This window comes from Streptomyces sp. NPDC012835, from assembly GCF_042900885.1.
GTDB lineage: Bacteria > Actinomycetota > Actinomycetes > Streptomycetales > Streptomycetaceae > Streptomyces.
The window spans coordinates 161,700-176,198 of record NZ_JBIBBW010000006.1; the positions used below are offsets into that span (position 1 = coordinate 161,700).

Annotated in this window: 16 protein-coding genes and 1 pseudogene; 7 read left to right on the top strand and 10 right to left on the bottom strand. The window is 70.3% G+C overall.

The genetic code is table 11. From position 1 onward, the window contains the following. Positions 1 to 224: 224 nt before the first annotated feature. A complete protein-coding gene (locus ACFY6S_RS24235) occupies positions 225 to 812 on the top strand; it encodes a hypothetical protein (RefSeq protein WP_388815129.1) in 588 nt (195 codons plus the stop codon). A 3-nt stretch (positions 813 to 815) separates the two neighbouring features. On the opposite strand, the gene ACFY6S_RS24240 is transcribed toward ACFY6S_RS24235, so the two are convergent. Continuing rightward, complete coding sequence (locus ACFY6S_RS24240) at positions 816 to 1,355, bottom strand: NUDIX hydrolase (RefSeq protein ID WP_387560135.1); 540 nt, start codon at positions 1,353 to 1,355, stop codon at positions 816 to 818. 564 nt (positions 1,356 to 1,919) lie between these two features. Then, a pseudogene (locus ACFY6S_RS24245) lies at positions 1,920 to 2,156 on the bottom strand (hypothetical protein); the annotation flags it as partial. Between the two features lie 103 nt (positions 2,157 to 2,259). Between ACFY6S_RS24245 and ACFY6S_RS24250 the strand changes: the two are divergent. Beyond that, on the top strand, positions 2,260 to 2,805 hold the full coding sequence (locus tag ACFY6S_RS24250) for a tyrosine-type recombinase/integrase (protein ID WP_388815127.1): 546 nt from the start codon (positions 2,260 to 2,262) through the stop codon (positions 2,803 to 2,805). Here ACFY6S_RS24250 and sodN read toward each other — a convergent pair. Continuing rightward, positions 2,757 to 3,152: a superoxide dismutase, Ni gene (sodN, locus tag ACFY6S_RS24255; RefSeq protein ID WP_329063580.1), complete on the bottom strand. Its 396-nt coding sequence runs from the start codon at positions 3,150 to 3,152 to the stop codon at positions 2,757 to 2,759. The two genes, ACFY6S_RS24250 and sodN, sit on opposite strands and share 49 nt — an antisense overlap. A 150-nt stretch (positions 3,153 to 3,302) precedes the next feature. Between sodN and sodX the strand changes: the two genes are divergently transcribed. Then, positions 3,303 to 3,719, top strand: a complete 417-nt coding sequence (gene sodX / locus ACFY6S_RS24260; protein ID WP_388815124.1) for a nickel-type superoxide dismutase maturation protease — start codon at positions 3,303 to 3,305, stop codon at positions 3,717 to 3,719. Here sodX and ACFY6S_RS24265 read toward each other — a convergent pair. After that, positions 3,623 to 4,252, bottom strand: coding sequence for a CGNR zinc finger domain-containing protein (locus tag ACFY6S_RS24265; RefSeq protein WP_388815122.1), 630 nt, complete (start codon positions 4,250 to 4,252; stop codon positions 3,623 to 3,625). The two genes, sodX and ACFY6S_RS24265, sit on opposite strands and share 97 nt — an antisense overlap. A 91-nt stretch (positions 4,253 to 4,343) precedes the next feature. On the opposite strand from ACFY6S_RS24265, the gene ACFY6S_RS24270 reads away from it, so the two are divergent. Beyond that, positions 4,344 to 5,159 (top strand): class I SAM-dependent methyltransferase, encoded by an 816-nt coding sequence (locus ACFY6S_RS24270; RefSeq protein ID WP_388815120.1) that lies wholly within the window; start codon positions 4,344 to 4,346, stop codon positions 5,157 to 5,159. 131 nt (positions 5,160 to 5,290) lie between these two features. Here ACFY6S_RS24270 and ACFY6S_RS24275 read toward each other — a convergent pair whose 3' ends face one another. The 3 genes from ACFY6S_RS24275 to ACFY6S_RS24285 are packed head-to-tail and all read right to left on the bottom strand — an operon-like array spanning position 5,291 to position 7,977. Further along, positions 5,291 to 6,052 (bottom strand): amino acid ABC transporter ATP-binding protein, encoded by a 762-nt coding sequence (locus tag ACFY6S_RS24275; RefSeq protein ID WP_388815118.1) that lies wholly within the window; start codon positions 6,050 to 6,052, stop codon positions 5,291 to 5,293. After that, entirely contained in the window at positions 6,049 to 6,987 is a 939-nt protein-coding gene (locus ACFY6S_RS24280) for an amino acid ABC transporter permease (protein ID WP_388815116.1), read from the bottom strand. The genes ACFY6S_RS24275 and ACFY6S_RS24280 overlap by 4 nt, the downstream gene beginning before the upstream one ends. Before the next feature lie 27 nt (positions 6,988 to 7,014). Further along, positions 7,015 to 7,977 carry an ABC transporter substrate-binding protein gene (locus ACFY6S_RS24285; RefSeq protein ID WP_388815114.1) on the bottom strand — a complete coding sequence of 321 codons (963 nt, stop codon included), beginning with the start codon at positions 7,975 to 7,977 and terminating at the stop codon, positions 7,015 to 7,017. 563 nt (positions 7,978 to 8,540) lie between these two features. Here ACFY6S_RS24285 and ACFY6S_RS24290 point away from each other — a divergent pair. Together ACFY6S_RS24290 and ACFY6S_RS24295 are read left to right on the top strand one after the other, a co-directional pair. After that, a complete protein-coding gene (locus ACFY6S_RS24290; RefSeq protein ID WP_388815112.1) occupies positions 8,541 to 9,854 on the top strand; it encodes an NADP-dependent malic enzyme in 1,314 nt (437 codons plus the stop codon). Between the two features lie 143 nt (positions 9,855 to 9,997). Next, positions 9,998 to 10,951: a zinc-binding dehydrogenase gene (locus ACFY6S_RS24295; RefSeq protein ID WP_388815110.1), complete on the top strand. Its 954-nt coding sequence runs from the start codon at positions 9,998 to 10,000 to the stop codon at positions 10,949 to 10,951. Between the two features lie 125 nt (positions 10,952 to 11,076). Here the strand turns inward: ACFY6S_RS24295 and ACFY6S_RS24300 are convergent, their stop codons facing one another. Both ACFY6S_RS24300 and ACFY6S_RS24305 read right to left on the bottom strand, forming a co-directional pair. After that, entirely contained in the window at positions 11,077 to 12,168 is a 1,092-nt protein-coding gene (locus tag ACFY6S_RS24300) for a helix-turn-helix transcriptional regulator (RefSeq protein ID WP_388815108.1), read from the bottom strand. Between the two features lies 1 nt (position 12,169). Beyond that, on the bottom strand, positions 12,170 to 13,123 hold the full coding sequence (locus tag ACFY6S_RS24305) for a DUF4097 domain-containing protein (protein WP_388815106.1): 954 nt from the start codon (positions 13,121 to 13,123) through the stop codon (positions 12,170 to 12,172). 206 nt (positions 13,124 to 13,329) lie between these two features. On the opposite strand from ACFY6S_RS24305, the gene ACFY6S_RS24310 reads away from it, so the two are divergent. After that, positions 13,330 to 14,136: a hypothetical protein gene (locus tag ACFY6S_RS24310; RefSeq protein WP_388815104.1), complete on the top strand. Its 807-nt coding sequence runs from the start codon at positions 13,330 to 13,332 to the stop codon at positions 14,134 to 14,136. A 107-nt stretch (positions 14,137 to 14,243) separates the two neighbouring features. Here the strand turns inward: ACFY6S_RS24310 and ACFY6S_RS24315 are convergent, their stop codons facing one another. Continuing rightward, positions 14,244 to 14,429 carry a DUF6104 family protein gene (locus ACFY6S_RS24315; RefSeq protein ID WP_388815102.1) on the bottom strand — a complete coding sequence of 62 codons (186 nt, stop codon included), beginning with the start codon at positions 14,427 to 14,429 and terminating at the stop codon, positions 14,244 to 14,246. Between the last annotated feature and the right edge of the window lie 70 nt (positions 14,430 to 14,499).

Sequence of the window (14,499 nt, forward strand, 5' to 3'; positions counted from 1 at the left end):
GTGCGAGGTAGGACGATTCGCGCGGGCGCTCCAGCGGCGGTGGGAGAAGTCCGGGAAGGACTGTCAGAAGCCGATCTCCCAGAAATCTCCCAGTTGATCTCTGCGGGATCCTGCGGCACGAAAGAGGGCCCGGCGATTGTGGCCGCCGAGCCCTCTTTCGCAGGAGCACGAGATCAAGGTGCGGGAGACTGTGCCACGGTCGATCCATCCGCAGGCTGTCCTGCATGAGCCTTCTGGCCACCTACGACGGCAACCCGAACGATGCCGTGGCCCTTGCATGCCGTGCCCAGGACGCGGCCCGCGCCGCCGGCGAACAGCCGCTCGTCATGTCGATGCTGCACTTGCGTGAAGCGTTCGCCCATGCCGCCCTTCGAGACGCCCAGGCTTGCCACCAGGCCGTGGATCGCTCCCGTGACCAGTACGAACGCTCACGCGGACACGAAGCCGAGGCGCCTGACTGGGTCCAGTACTTCGACGAGACGAAACTCCTCGTCGACACCGGCATCGCCTACGCGCGCCTCGGCGAACCAGCCCGCGCCGAACCCCTCATCACTGAGGGCTTACGTCGAGAAAATACCGACCAACAGCGAGGCCGGGCCTTCCACGCATACTGGCTGGCCAGCGCCCAGCTCCAGCTGGGCAAACTCGACGAGGCATGCACCAGCGCCGGCCTCGCCCTCGACCTCGCCGCAGCCATTGACTCGCCACGAGTGAGCGGCCACGTCCAAGAACTTCACCGCCGAATGCTGCCCTACGCACGCGAAGCCCCCGTCCTCGCCTTCGAGCTACGCATGCGTGAGGCCCTCGGCTGACCCTTACGAGCCGCCGGTCGCCTCGTCCAGCAGCAGATACAGCAGACCGACCAGGCTGCCACTGCTGACGATCTCGCGACGGTCGATCATGCTCCTGATCTCCGAGATCGGAACCCACTCGATTCGGTCTGACTCGTTCAATTCGGTCGGTGGGCCCGCATACGAGGCGGGCTCGGCACGAAAGACGAAGTGTTCGGAATCCGTGATGCCGTTCGCTGGTTGCGCGTACACGAGCGGCTTGACGCCCTTCACTCGCCAGCCGGTCTCCTCCTCGGCCTCGCGGGCAGCAGCCTGTTCCGGGGTCTCGTCGGCCTCGATGAGGCCCATCGGAAGCTCCCAGCCCCAGGTGTCGGTGATGAACCGGTGCCGCCACATCATCAGCACGCGCTTCTGGTCGTCGACCACGGCCGCTACGGCCAGGTGCCGCATCCGGACCACATGGTGTTCCCACCGCCGGCCGTCAGGCTGCTGGACGTCCACAAGCCAGAGGTTCACCCATGGGTTGTTGTAGATCTGCCGCTCGCCATGGACGGTCCACTGCATGAGCCCAACTCCCTTGTGTCAGTGAAGTATCCAGCATGTCACTTTGACGAGAATCCGTCCGCCAGGTTGGCGCATCATCGCCCACGCCGACGAGAGGGAGGAGTTTTGAAGTCAGCAGGCATGACCGTTGAGGTGCTCGGCCCTATAGCCATTGTGCTGCTTGCCCTTGCGGCTGCGAGTCGTCGGCTGGACGCGTTATCGAGCCGCCAGATCAGTACCTGCGCAGGGTGTTCGGCGGTGTCGAGTTCACGTCCTTCAGCGGCTGCGGTGATAACAAAAGCTGGCGAGTGGCTGCCAGCCTCTGCGCGGCGCAAGGCGGTGGTCAGAGCAGGCCACGCGGGGTCGGCCAGGATCCGGTCGACTTTGGGCGGGGAGAGCCGCCCGCAGGACGCCTTCGTAGCGCGCGACGGTTTCGGTGGGCGGGGTACGACGGATTAGTTCGGACAGGATGGGTGCAGCCTGTGCCTCGTAGGTGCTTAGGAGGCGGGCGTGGGCCTGCTGGGCGGCGGCTGCCTGCTGGTGGTGATCGCGCTGCTCGTGCCAGTGGGCGGCGGCGAGGGCCAGGTGGACGGTCTCGTAGAGAACGTCCAGGAGACGGGACTTGCCGCACCCCTTGGTCGGTCCGACGACCGGCAGCCGTGGTGCGTGCTGGAGGCCAGGCTGGATGTGGGAGGCCGCGACCCAGCGGGTGACGGCGGTCAGGACCTCGTCGCTCGGCAGTACGACGTACCGACCGATCGCCGTGCGGAGGTCGTCCAGCAGCGCGCTGCCTTCGCCTGCCGTCCCGCCGCAATCTTGGATTTCTGGTCCGCCTGGAGCAGGATCGCCTGCGCTGCCCGACGCGGTCGTCGGGGCACTGACCTTGACAGGTCGCGAATCGCGCGTGCTCCGGTGCGGAGCATCGGTGGCCGGCCCGCCGAAGACCGCGAAGTCACGTCGGACCGTTCCGGTCGGGGAGGTCGTCACCGACGCGCTCCTCGGACACCTCGCCGCGCGTCCCTCCGCGGAGTGGCTGTTCACGATGGAGGAGGGGGAGCCGCTCAACTACCGCCGCTGGAAGACCGAGTGGAACTGCGCCCGTAGGGCGCTCCAAGCAGAGGAGAAGGAGGCGGCCGAGCGTGAGGGCCGCAAGCCCGTCGAGCTGCCACACATGGTGACCCACGACCTGCGGCACTTCTACGCCTCCGCGCTCATCGCGGGCGGGGCGAGCGTCAAGCAGGTGCAGATGGTCCTCGGCCACGCGTCCGCCGTCATCGCGCTGCGGATCTACGCGCACCTGTGGCCGGGAGAAGAAGACCGCACCCGGTCCGTGATGGACGCCGTTCTCGGCGGCCTGCGGGCCGGGTGCGGATCGGTGGGCGATACGGCCGGCGGAGCGCCGGCCGGACCGCCCGGTAGGGCTCAAGCCTTCTTGGTCTCCCAGAAGATCTTGTCGATCTGGGCGATGTAGTCGAGCGCCTTCTGGCCCGTCGCCGGGTCCGTGGAGCCCTTGGCGGTCGACAGCGCCTTCAGGGTGTCGTTGACCAGCTGGTGCAGCTCCGGGTACTTCTCGAAGTGCGGCGGCTTGAAGTAGTCGCTCCAGAGCACCGAGACGTGGTGCTTGGCCAGCTCGGCGCGCTGCTCCTTGATGACGGTGGCGCGCGCCTGGAAGTGGGCGTCGTCGTTGCCCTGCATCTTCTCCTGGACGGCCTTCACCGACTCGGCCTCGATGCGGGCCTGGGCCGGGTCGTACACGCCGCAGGGGAGGTCGCAGTGGGCGCTGACCTTGACCTTGGGGGCAAACAGGCGGGAAAGCATGGAGCTGTCCTTCCTCGTGATCGTCTTCTCAGGTGGGACATTACTCCGTGAGAAGAGTCTTTTCGCGTGTGCCCCCTGGGGCTTAGGACAAAAGTACGGGGCCGGTACGGGACCTACGGCGCCCCGTACCGTGGGAGCGGGAGGTGGCGGATGACGGAGGACGGGCGGGAGCCGGGAGCGCGGCTGGGGATCGCCGAGGTGCGGGGTCCCTCCATGTATCCCACGCTCAGACACGGTGATCAGCTCCTCGTGCACTACCGCGCCGCCGTGCGGCCGGGCGACGTGGCGGTGCTGCGGCACCCGTTGCAGCAGGATCTGCTCATCGTGAAGCGGCTGATCGAGCGACGCGACGGCGGATGGTGGGTGCTCGGGGACAATCCGGGCGCCGAGGGGGACAGCCGGGTGTTCGGGGCGGTCCCCGAGGAACTTCTGCTGGGGCGGGTCAGGGCGCGCTACCGGCCGCTGGGGGATCAGCGGCGGCCCGGGGCGGTGGTCTCCTGGCTGGTGTCCTCGCTGCGGCCGGTGACGGCGGAGCGCTCGGTCTCCAGGCGTTTGCGGGCCCGGTAGGCGGCGACGTTGGCACGGGTCGCGCAGCGGTCCGAGCAGTAGCGGCGCGAGCGGTTGGTTGAGGTGTCGAGGTACGCGTTGCGGCACGGCGCCGCCTGGCACAGGCCGAGCCGGTCCACCCCGTACTCCGTGAGGTGGAACGCGAGCCCCATCGCCGCCGTCGCCGCGTAGCCGGCCGTCGCGTTGGACGGGTGGTCAGCGAGGTGCAGGTGCCAGCGCGGGTGGCCCTCGTCGTCCAGGAAGTCGTGGCCCGAGATCTGCGGGCTGACGGGGAACTCCAGCAGCAGGGAGTTCAGCATGTCCACCGCCAGAGTGGCCTCGCCCGAGTCGGCGGCGGTGAAGACCGCGCGCAGCCGGGACCGTACCGAGCGGAAGCGCGTGACGTCCGCTTCGGTGGCGCGGCGGGCCGCCTGGGAGCTGGGGCCGAAGAGGGAGCGGACGGTGTCGACCGAGGTCAGGGTGTCCGTGCCGCGGGCCGGTTCCTCGGTGTTGACCAGACGTACGGCATAGTCCGAGTAAGAGGCCAGTTCCACTTGTAGTCCTTACGGAAGCGGTCTAGGGTCGGGTTCGTCGTGAGCGGTAATGACCGGTATTGCTTATAGGGTATTACGGAGGCGGGATTCCATGGCGGAGCCGAGGACGGGAATCGACGTGGAGGCCGGTGCGGGGGCAGCGGCGGAGGCCGGCGCCGGGGCCTCTCCCGACTGGCGCGCCTGGCAGGACAGCTGGGACCGCCAGCAGGAGTGGTACCTGCCGGACCGCGAGGACCGCTTCCGGATCATGCTGGACATGGTGGAGGCCCTCGTCGGCCCCGCGCCCCGGGTGCTGGACCTGGCCTGCGGTACGGGCAGCATCACCGACCGGCTGCTGCGCCGCTTCCCCCGCGCCACCAGCACCGGTGTGGACCTCGACCCCGCGCTGCTGGCCATCGCCCACGGCTGCTTCGACGGCGACGACCGCGTCACCCTCGTGACCGCCGACCTCAAGGACCCGGCGTGGACGGAGCTGCTGCCGCACCGCTCGTACGACGCCGTTCTGACCGCCACCGCCCTGCACTGGCTCCACGAGGAACCGCTCGCCGCGCTGTACGGGCAGCTCGGCGGGGTCGTCGCGGACGGAGGCGTCTTCATGAACGCCGACCATATGCGCGACGACTCCACGCCCCGGATCAACGCCGCCGAACGGGCCCACCGGCACGCGGCCATGGACCGCGCCAAGGCGGCGGGCGCCGTCGACTGGGCCGGATGGTGGGAGCTGGTGGGCAAGGACCCGGTGCTCGCCGGACCGGCCGCCGAGCGGTTCAGGATCTACGGCGAGCACGCCGAGGGCGACACGCCGTCCCTGGACTGGCATGTACGGGCGCTGCGCGCGGCCGGTTTCGCGGAGGCGCGGAGCGTCTGGTCCTCGCCCTCCGACTCGCTCGTCCTCGCCCTGAAGTAGGCGCTGCCAGGGGCGGGGGAAGGTGCGGAGGGGCGGCGGTACGGCCGGGACCGTACCGCCGCCCACCGAGTCTTCCGTGGGCCCCGTGGCGGGGCGCCGCCCCGTCGCGAGGCCCCTGGCGGGACCCGCGGTCACAGCACCTTGGACAGGAACGACTTCGTACGGTCGTGCTGCGGGTCGGTCAGCACGTCCCGGGGATGGCCCGACTCGACCACCACGCCGTCGTCCATGAAGACCAGCGCGTCGCCGACCTCGCGTGCGAAGCCCATCTCGTGGGTGACGACGATCATGGTCATGCCTTCCTCGGCCAGACCGCGCATCACGTCCAGCACATCGCCCACCAGCTCCGGGTCGAGCGCCGAGGTCGGCTCGTCGAAGAGCATCAGCTTCGGCTCCATCGCCAGCGCGCGGGCGATGGCCACGCGCTGCTGCTGGCCGCCGGAGAGCTGCGAGGGGTAGTTGCCGGCCTTGTCGGCCAGCCCCACCCGGTCCAGCAGCCGTTCGGCGCGGGCCCTGGCCACGGCCTTGGCCTCGCCGCGCACCTGGACCGGCGCCTCCATGACGTTCTCGATCGCCGTCATGTGCGGAAAGAGGTTGAAGCGCTGGAAGACCATGCCGATGTCCCGGCGCTTCCTGGCGACCTCGCTGTCCTTCAGCTCGTACAGCTTGTCGCCCCGCTGCCGGTAGCCGACCAGCTCGCCGTCGACCGAGAGCCGGCCGGAGTTGATCTTCTCCAGGTGGTTGATGCAGCGCAGGAAGGTCGACTTGCCGGAGCCGGACGGGCCGATCAGGCAGAACACCTCACGCGGCGCAACCTCCAGGTCGATGCCCTTGAGGATGTGGGCGGCGCCGAAGGACTTGTGGACGCCCTCGGCCTTCACCATCGCGGTCATGCCATGCCTCCCTTGGGCCGGCCGAGGGACAGCAGATTCGCGCGGACACGCTGGAGCGGGGTCTGCGGGAGACTCCGGCTGGAACCGCGCGCGTAATGCCGCTCCAGGTAGTACTGGCCGACCGAGAGCACCGAGGTCATGACCAGGTACCAGGCGGCCGCGAGGAAGAGCATCTCCACCGGGGCGCCGGAGGACTGCCCGATGTCCTGGGCGTACCGCAGCAGCTCGTAGTACTGGACGGCCGAGACCAGCGACGTCGTCTTGAGCATGTTGATGACTTCGTTGCCGGTCGGCGGCACGACCACCCGCATCGCCTGCGGGATCACGATACGGCGCAGCGTCTTGCCGTGGCTCATGCCCAGCGCGTGCGACGCCTCCGTCTGGCCCTCGTCGACCGAGAGGAGACCCGCCCGGCAGATCTCGGCCATGTACGCGGCCTCGTTCAGCCCGAGACCCAGCAGGGCCGTCAGGAAGGGCGTCATGAAGCTGGACCAGTAGTCCTTGTAGATCGGCCCGAGGTTGATGTACTCGAAGACCAGCCCCAGGTTGAACCAGACCATCAGCTGGACGAGGACCGGGGTACCGCGGAAGAACCAGATGTACGACCAGGCGATCGAGGAGGTCACCGGGTTCTTCGACAGCCGCATCACCGCCAGCACGATGCCGCCGACGACGCCGATCAGCATCGAGACCACCGTGAGCAGCATGGTCTGGCCCACACCCTCCAGGATGCGGTCGTCGAAGAAGTAGTCGGGGATGGCGCCCCAGTTGATGTTGCCCTGGGCGAACGCGTACACGATCGCGCAGAGCAGCCCGATGGCGACCACCGCGGTGACGTAACGCCCGTAGTGCCGTACGGGGATGGCCGCGATGGGTTCCGAGACGGGGGAGGGCGTGCCCCGGGGGTCGCTCGGCTTGTCGGTCTCAACGCTCACGGGAGCCGCCTTTCCTCGCCGGGCAGGTCAGGAGCCACCGTTGATCCTGGCTTCCTTCACCGCGCCCTCGCCGGCGCCCCACTTGTCGAGGACCTTGGCGTACTCGCCGTTCTCGATGATCGTGTCCAGGGCGTCCTTGAGCACCTTCGCCAGCGGGCTGCCCTTCGCCACGGCGATGCCGTACGGAGCGGCCTCGACCTGCTCGCCGACGACCTCGAAGTCCTTGCCGCCGCCCGAGGTCTTGGCCGCGTAGGCGGCCACCGGGGCGTCACTGGAGCCGACCGGGGCGCCACCGCTGCGCAGCCGGGTCTGTGCCTGCTGGTCGTTGTCGAACGACTCGATGGAGATCTTGCCCTTCCCGTCGTTCGTACACTTCTTGCTCTCGGACTTGGCGAGGTCCTCCGAGACGGTGGCGCGCTGCACGACGATCTTCTTGCCGCAGACGTCCGACCAGGTGGTGATGCCGGTGTCCGCGCCCTTCTTCGTGTACAGCGAGACGCCGGCCGTGAAGTAGTCGACGAAGTCGACGCCCTCGCCGACCTTCTTGCCGGTGTCGCTGTCCACGCCGTTCTGACGGTCCTTGGTGTCCGTCATGGCCGACATGGCCATGTCGTACCGCTTGGAGCGCAGCCCGGTGAGCAGGGAGTCGAAGGTGCCGTTCTCGAACTCGAACGTGACGCCGAGCTGCTTGCCGATCGCGTCCGCGAGGTCCGGGTCGATACCCACCGTCTTGCCGGACTTGTCCTTGAACTCGACAGGGGCGTACGAGATGTCCGAGCCGACCTTGATGACACCCTTGTCCTGGATGGCCTTGGGCAGCTGGTCGAAGAGGGGCGCCTGGGTGGAGTCCGAGGACTCGGCGGGCTTCTTGCCGCCCTGGGTCTGGTCACCGCAGGCGGTCAGCAGCAGGGTGCCGGCGACCGCGATCGCGCCGGCCGCGGCGATTCGGGACTTCGCGGCGGTCGTACGGCGGGTGGTGCGTGCGGTCATGATCAGGGTCCTCCGGCGGGTGAGGGAGCTGCCAAATGGCCGAGCACGCTTCTTCGAGTGTCGCGACCGAGTGTGATTACGGCATCCTGCCATTTGGACTGGCCCATTCAGGCGACCGGGCATGTCAAAATCGGGTAACGGGACACCCCCCGACCCCAGTGTGGCGGTACATCAATCCGGACCATCTGTGGGAATGCCTTCTTCCGGCCGGAGGATCTCCGGTCCGTTTCCCTCCTTGGGTGTGAATCGTGGTGCTTGACGGATGCGCCCGAATTTGGTCCGCCATGAGTCATCTCACCGCGCGGACCGCCCCTGGACCACCGGAGGGAATGGACTCGTGAACGATGCGGTCCGTCCGGTATGAAGGACGATCACACCCCTCATCCGGGGCTCCGGGCGCGTGTGCGGCGCGCCCGCGCGTACGTACGTACCCCCGCGGGGCCGGCCGACACACCCTGCCGGGCAGGCCGACCGCGACGCGGGAGACGTGCGCGATGCCCACCCACCCCTCCTCAACCAGGAGTGGACACCCTCAACTGATGAAGACCTAAGGGGTCACCTACATGGCAGCGGAGATCGTCAATCCTCGCGGCGACAGTGCCACGGACAGCACGACGAACAGCGCCACGGACAGTGCGGCAAGCAGCGCGACGAGCAGTGCCACGGCCCGTGCGAAGGGCAGTGCCACGCCCGCCACGGCCGACGCCGGCAGCGGCGCGGACGAGCCCTTCGATCCGGCCTTCGCGCTGCACCGCGGCGGCAAGATGGCCATCAGCGCCACGGTCCCGGTGCGGGACAAGGACGACCTGTCCCTCGCCTACACCCCCGGCGTCGCCAAGGTGTGCAGCGCGATCGCGGAGCGGCCCGAGCTGGTGTACGACTACACCTGGAAGTCGCAGGTCGTCGCCGTCGTGACGGACGGGACGGCGGTGCTCGGACTCGGTGACATCGGCCCGGAGGCGTCGCTGCCGGTGATGGAGGGCAAGGCGATCCTCTTCAAGCAGTTCGGCGGCGTCGACGCGGTGCCGCTCGCGCTCGCCACCACGGACACGGACGAGATCATCGAGACCGTCGTCCGGCTCGCGCCCTCCTTCGGGGGCGTCAATCTGGAGGACATCGCGGCGCCCCGCTGCTTCGAGATCGAGCGCAGGCTCCAGGAGCGCCTCGACATCCCCGTCTTCCACGACGACCAGCACGGCACGGCCGTCGTCACCCTCGCCGCCCTGCGCAACGCGGCGAAGCTGACCGGCCGGACCCTCGGCGAGCTGCGCGCGGTCATCTCGGGGGCGGGCGCCGCGGGCGTCGCCATCGCCAAGTTCCTGCTGGCGGCCGGGCTCGGCGATGTGGCCGTGGCGGACCGCAAGGGCATCGTCAGCGCCGACCGCGACGATCTGACGGAGGTGAAGCGCGAACTGGCGGAACTCACCAACCGCGCCGGGCTCTCCGGTTCGCTGGAGGCCGCGCTCTTCGGCGCTGACGTCTTCATCGGGGTGTCCGGCGGTACGGTCCCGGAGCCGGCGATCGCCTCGATGGCGCCCGGCGCTTTCGTCTTCGCCATGGCCAACCCCCACCCCGAGGTGCACCCCGACATCGCGCACCGGTACGCGGCGGTGGTGGCCACCGGGCGGTCCGACTACCCGAACCAGATCAACAACGTGCTCGCCTTCCCCGGCATCTTCGCGGGCGCGCTCCAGGTGCGGGCCTCCCGGATCACCGAGTCCATGAAGATCGCGGCGGCGAACGCGCTGGCCGATGTCGTCGGGGACGAGCTGGCGGCCGACTACGTCATCCCGTCGCCGTTCGACGAACGGGTCGCCCCGGCGGTCACCGCGGCGGTCGCGGAGGCGGCGCGCGCGGAGGGGGTCGCGCGGCGCTGATCCGCGCTCTCCCGGCTGGTGCGGGCCGTGTCGTACCCCCTCGCAGGGGGGTGGGGCGCGGCCCGTGGCCGTTGACGGCCGTTGAGGTGTGTCACACGCGCGCACGGTTCCCGAGGCGCCGCCCTCGCCCTATCGTCGGGTCCATGTTCGCCGCCTACGCCGCACATACCGACGCCACCGATCCCCTCAAGGGCCTCGAACTGGGCGAACGCCCGGAACCCGGGACCCGCCCCGGCTGGACCACCGTCACCGTGAAGGCCGCCTCCCTCAACCACCACGATCTGTGGTCGCTGCGCGGGGTCGGCCTCGCCGAGGAGAAGCTGCCGATGATCCTCGGCTGCGACGCCGCCGGGCTCGACGAGGACGGCAACGAGGTCGTCGTGCACTCCGTCATCGGCGGCGGCGACCACGGCACCGAGCCCCGCTCCATCCTCACCGAGCACTACCAGGGGACCTTCGCCGAACGGGTCGCCGTGCCGCGGGCGAACCTGCTGCGCAAGCCCGCCGGGCTGAGCTTCGAGGAGGCCGCCTGTCTGCCCACCGCCTGGCTGACCGCGTACCGGATGCTCTTCACCAACGCGGGCGTACGGCCCGGCGACTCGGTCCTCGTCCAGGGCGCGGGCGGCGGCGTCGCCACCGCGGCGATCGTCCTCGGCAGCGCGGCCGGACTGCGCGTGTACGCCACCAGCCGTGACGCGGCCAAGCGGGCGCGCGCCATCGAACTGGGCGCGCTGGAGGCGTACGAGCCGGGCGCCCGGCTGCCGTACCGGGTGGACGCCGTCATCGAGACGGTCGGCGCCGCCACCTGGTCGCACTCCATCAAGTGCCTGCGGCGCGGCGGCACCCTGGTCATCTCGGGCGCCACCAGCGGCGACCGCCCCGCGCACGCGGAGCTGACCCGGATCTTCTTCCTGGAGCTGAGGGTCGTCGGCTCGACCATGGGATCGCTCGGCGAGCTGGCGGACCTGCTGTCGTTCTGCGCCGTGAAGGGCCTTCGGCCGGTGATCGACGAGGTGCTGCCCCTGGGCCGGGCGCGCGAGGGCTTCGAACGCATGGCGGCGGGCGGGATCTTCGGGAAGGTCGTGCTCACGCCCTGACGCCCTGACGCCCTCACGCCGTCATGCCCTCACGCCGTCACGCCGTCACGCCCTCACGCCCTGACGCGGCGACGCCCTGACACCTCGTCCAACCGGGGCTTCCTGGTCCAATTACGGGACAGCCATCAGGGCTTCCCGTCGGCCTCCCGTCCGCCCGGCGGCGTGGCGCCGTCCTGCGGCGTCTCCCGCAGGAGCGAGCCCATCCGGGTCGCCGCCGTGGCCAAATGGCGGCGGGCCGCGTCCAGTTGGGTGTCCGTGACGCCGTTGTCCCGCGCGGCGTCACGGATGTCGTCGCGGAAGCGGTCCAGCAGACGGTCGAGATCGCGCGCCGGATCGCCCGTGGTCGGCAGATCCGCGTAGATGTCCACCACGGGCGCCTGGAAGTCCGTCCAGACTTCCCGCTCCCGCTCCCGCTCCCGCTCCTGCTCCCGTTCCTGCTCCTGCTCCTGCTCCTGCTCCTGCTCCTGGGACTTCGGGTCCTCCTTCGCGGGGCGGGGCCACGACGACCCCGCCAGACCGCCCAGCTGTCCGGCCAGCTCGGACAGGCCCTCCCTGACCCCGGTGGGCCAGTCGCCCCGGGCGAAATGATCCTGGACCTGGTCCTGGACCTGCTTGGCGATGCGCTGCATCTCCTGACGGGCCGTCTCCTGGGCCTCCTTCGCCTGGCGGCGGGCCCGCTGCGCCTCCTCACGGGCGCGACGGGACTCGTCCTTTGCCCGGCGCGCCTGCTCCTTCCACTCGTGCTTCGCGCGCTTCAGCTCCTCCTTCGCCGTGCGCCAGGACTCGCTGTCCCCGAAGGTCCTGTCCCACTCCGTGTGCCCGCCGCCGTCCCGGGTCTCGGAGGCCGCCGCGCGCATCTCGCTGCGCAGCGTGCCCGCCGCGCCGCGCACGTCGTCGCGGATCTCGGCGGCCAGCTCCGAGACGGAGTCGCGGATCTCCAGCTCCAGGTCGGCCAGCTCCCCCGTCCGTCCGGCCAGCTCGGCGCGGCCCGCGTCGGTGATGGAGTACACCTTGCGACCGCCCTCGGTCGCGTGGGTGACCAGGCCCTCGGCCTCCAGCTTGGCCAGCCGGGGATAGACCGTGCCGGCCGACGGTGCGTACAGGCCCTCGAAACGCTCCTCCAGCAGTCTGATCACCTCGTAGCCGTGGCGGGGGGCCTCGTCCAGGAGTTTGAGCAGATAGAGGCGGAGGCGACCGTGGGCGAAGACCGGAGGCATGTCACAGCTCCTTGGAGTCGGTGTTCGCGCCGGTGGCGGCATCGGCATCGGCGGCGATGTCGATACCGCCGGCGGCGGCGTTGTCGGTGTCCGTGGCGGCGGAGGGTGCGCCGGTCGGTGGGGCGGTGTGCGGGCCCTCGTCCGCCGGTGGCCGGCGCAGCAGGGCGATCGAGCCGGAGACGGTCGTTGCCTTCAGGGTGCCGGTGCCCGTGCCCAGATTGCCGGTGATCCTCTTCGCGCCCCACTGGCCGCTCACCCGCAGATCGTCGAACGCGTTGGACACCGACCCGCTCGCGGTGTTCGCCTCGACGCGCGCGTCCGCCGGGTGCGGCAGCCGGATCGCGACCTCCCCCGAGACCGTCGTCAACTGGATGTCGGTGGGCTTGCCCGCCGGGTCGAGGTCGATCACCATGTCACCGCTGACCGATTCGGCCCGTACGGAGGAGCCCGCTCCCTCGATCACCGTCAGATCGCCGGAGACGGAGTGGAAGCGCAGATCGCCGGTGACGGCCTGGGCCTCCAGGCCGCCTGACACCGTGTCGGCCCTGACCTCGCCGGAGAGCCCGACCAGCGTTGTGTCACCGCTCACGCCGCGCACATCCGTACGCCCGCGGACCCCGGAGACCACGGCGCCCGCGTCCACCACCCCGACCCCGACCGAGGTATCGGCGGGGACGGCGAGGGAGATGACCGCCCGGCGGTGCCAGCCCTTGGGGTCGAGCCATTTGAGCAGGCCCTTCCAGGGCAGATCCTCGTAGGCCACGGTGAGGGTGGAGCCGCTTCTCGTCACGATCAGCGGCGGTCCCTCCAGCCGGGAGACCTCCAGCCGGGCGCCGTCCCGGTCCGTGCCGAAGACGTTCACCGTGCCACTGGCGATGCGCACATTGAGCGCCGTGATCGGGCCGTCGAAGGCGAGCTTCTCCGGCTCGGTGACTTCCCATGTCGTCTCTGCCATGGTGCTGACCTCCCACAGACCGGCATGACGCAACATATCGCGTCTCTTGGTGAACACGATATATCGCGGTCGGGTGAAGTCAAGGCCGGCCGGGGAGGGGTGGGGTGGATCCGGGGTCCGAGCCGGGGTGACGGCAGGGTGCACCCGGAGGCCACCCCGAAGGGTCTGGTGCCCATACCGGGGCAAAGTGTCCTAGCGTGAGAGCCATGAACGCGACATCCGTGGGAGCGCTGCTGCTGTGCCGGGCCGAGCCGGCGGTGGTTTCGCCCGCCGCCCATCTGCTCCGGGAGCGGATGCTGCTCGCCCCGGCCGGCGACGGCTGGAGCGTGCTCGTCCCCGAGGGCAAGCCCTGGCTGGACGGGGCGGATCCGGTCGACCGGGTGGTCGCCGGGTGGGCCGGCGCGCTCGCTGTCGGCGCCGGATGGCCGGTGCTCGCGCTCTGGTGGGACGGCGACCGGGCGGGCTTCACACTCGCGGCCGGCTTCCGCCGCGCCGTGGGCTATGTCTGGCTGGCGGACGGGACCCCGGCGGGCGAGGACGAGGCGATGCGGACCTTCGTGGCCAGGCTCGGCCTCGATCCCGTACTGGACCTCCAGGCGCTGGGGCCGCTGACCCGGCCGGACCCGGAGACCGACTCCAGGACCCGGCTGCTCGCGCTGGCCGCCTTCCTGGCCAGGACCGGGCTCGCCCTGCCGGCCGGTCTGACCCCCGGCGAACCCGCCGACCGGCTGCGCGAGGTGGCCCGTGTGCAGCCCGCCGCCGGGCAGATCGCGTGGGCGGGGCGGCGCGACGCGGTACGGGCCGAGCTGAACGCGGTGGAGGACGGGCCGCTGGGCCCCTGGCTCCGCGGCCCCCGGGCCCGTCTGCTGGGCACCTTCCAGCTCGCGGCCGGTATCCCGCTCTCCGTGTGGGCCGTCCGGCGCCGCAGCGCGGGCTGGGCCTTCGCCGGCGCCCTGATGATCGCGCACGGCGTCCTGGAACTCACCTACGAGCGGCTCCGCGTCGAGATCTGAGCCGCCGAGCGGAGCGCCGGCTGAGCCGGAGCTGAGCCGGGCCCGTGGGGCGTCTCCGGTCCCCCCGAACCGTTCGGGCCCTCGCCCCGGCCGCCCCGGCCGTCGCTCTAGTCGTCGTCCTCGTCCTCGTCGTCCAGCCGCGCCAGCCAGGTCGCCAGGCGTTCCACCGGCACTTCGAAGTCGGGGTTCAGATCGACGAACGTACGCAGCTGCTCGGCCAGCCACTCAAGAGTGACCTCCTCCTGGCCGCGCCGCTTCTCCAGCTCCTCGATCCCTCGGTCGGTGAAGTACATGCGGACCAGACTAACCCCTGGTGAGGCCCCTTACAGCGGCCGGGAGCCGACCGTACCGGGCCCGGCAGAA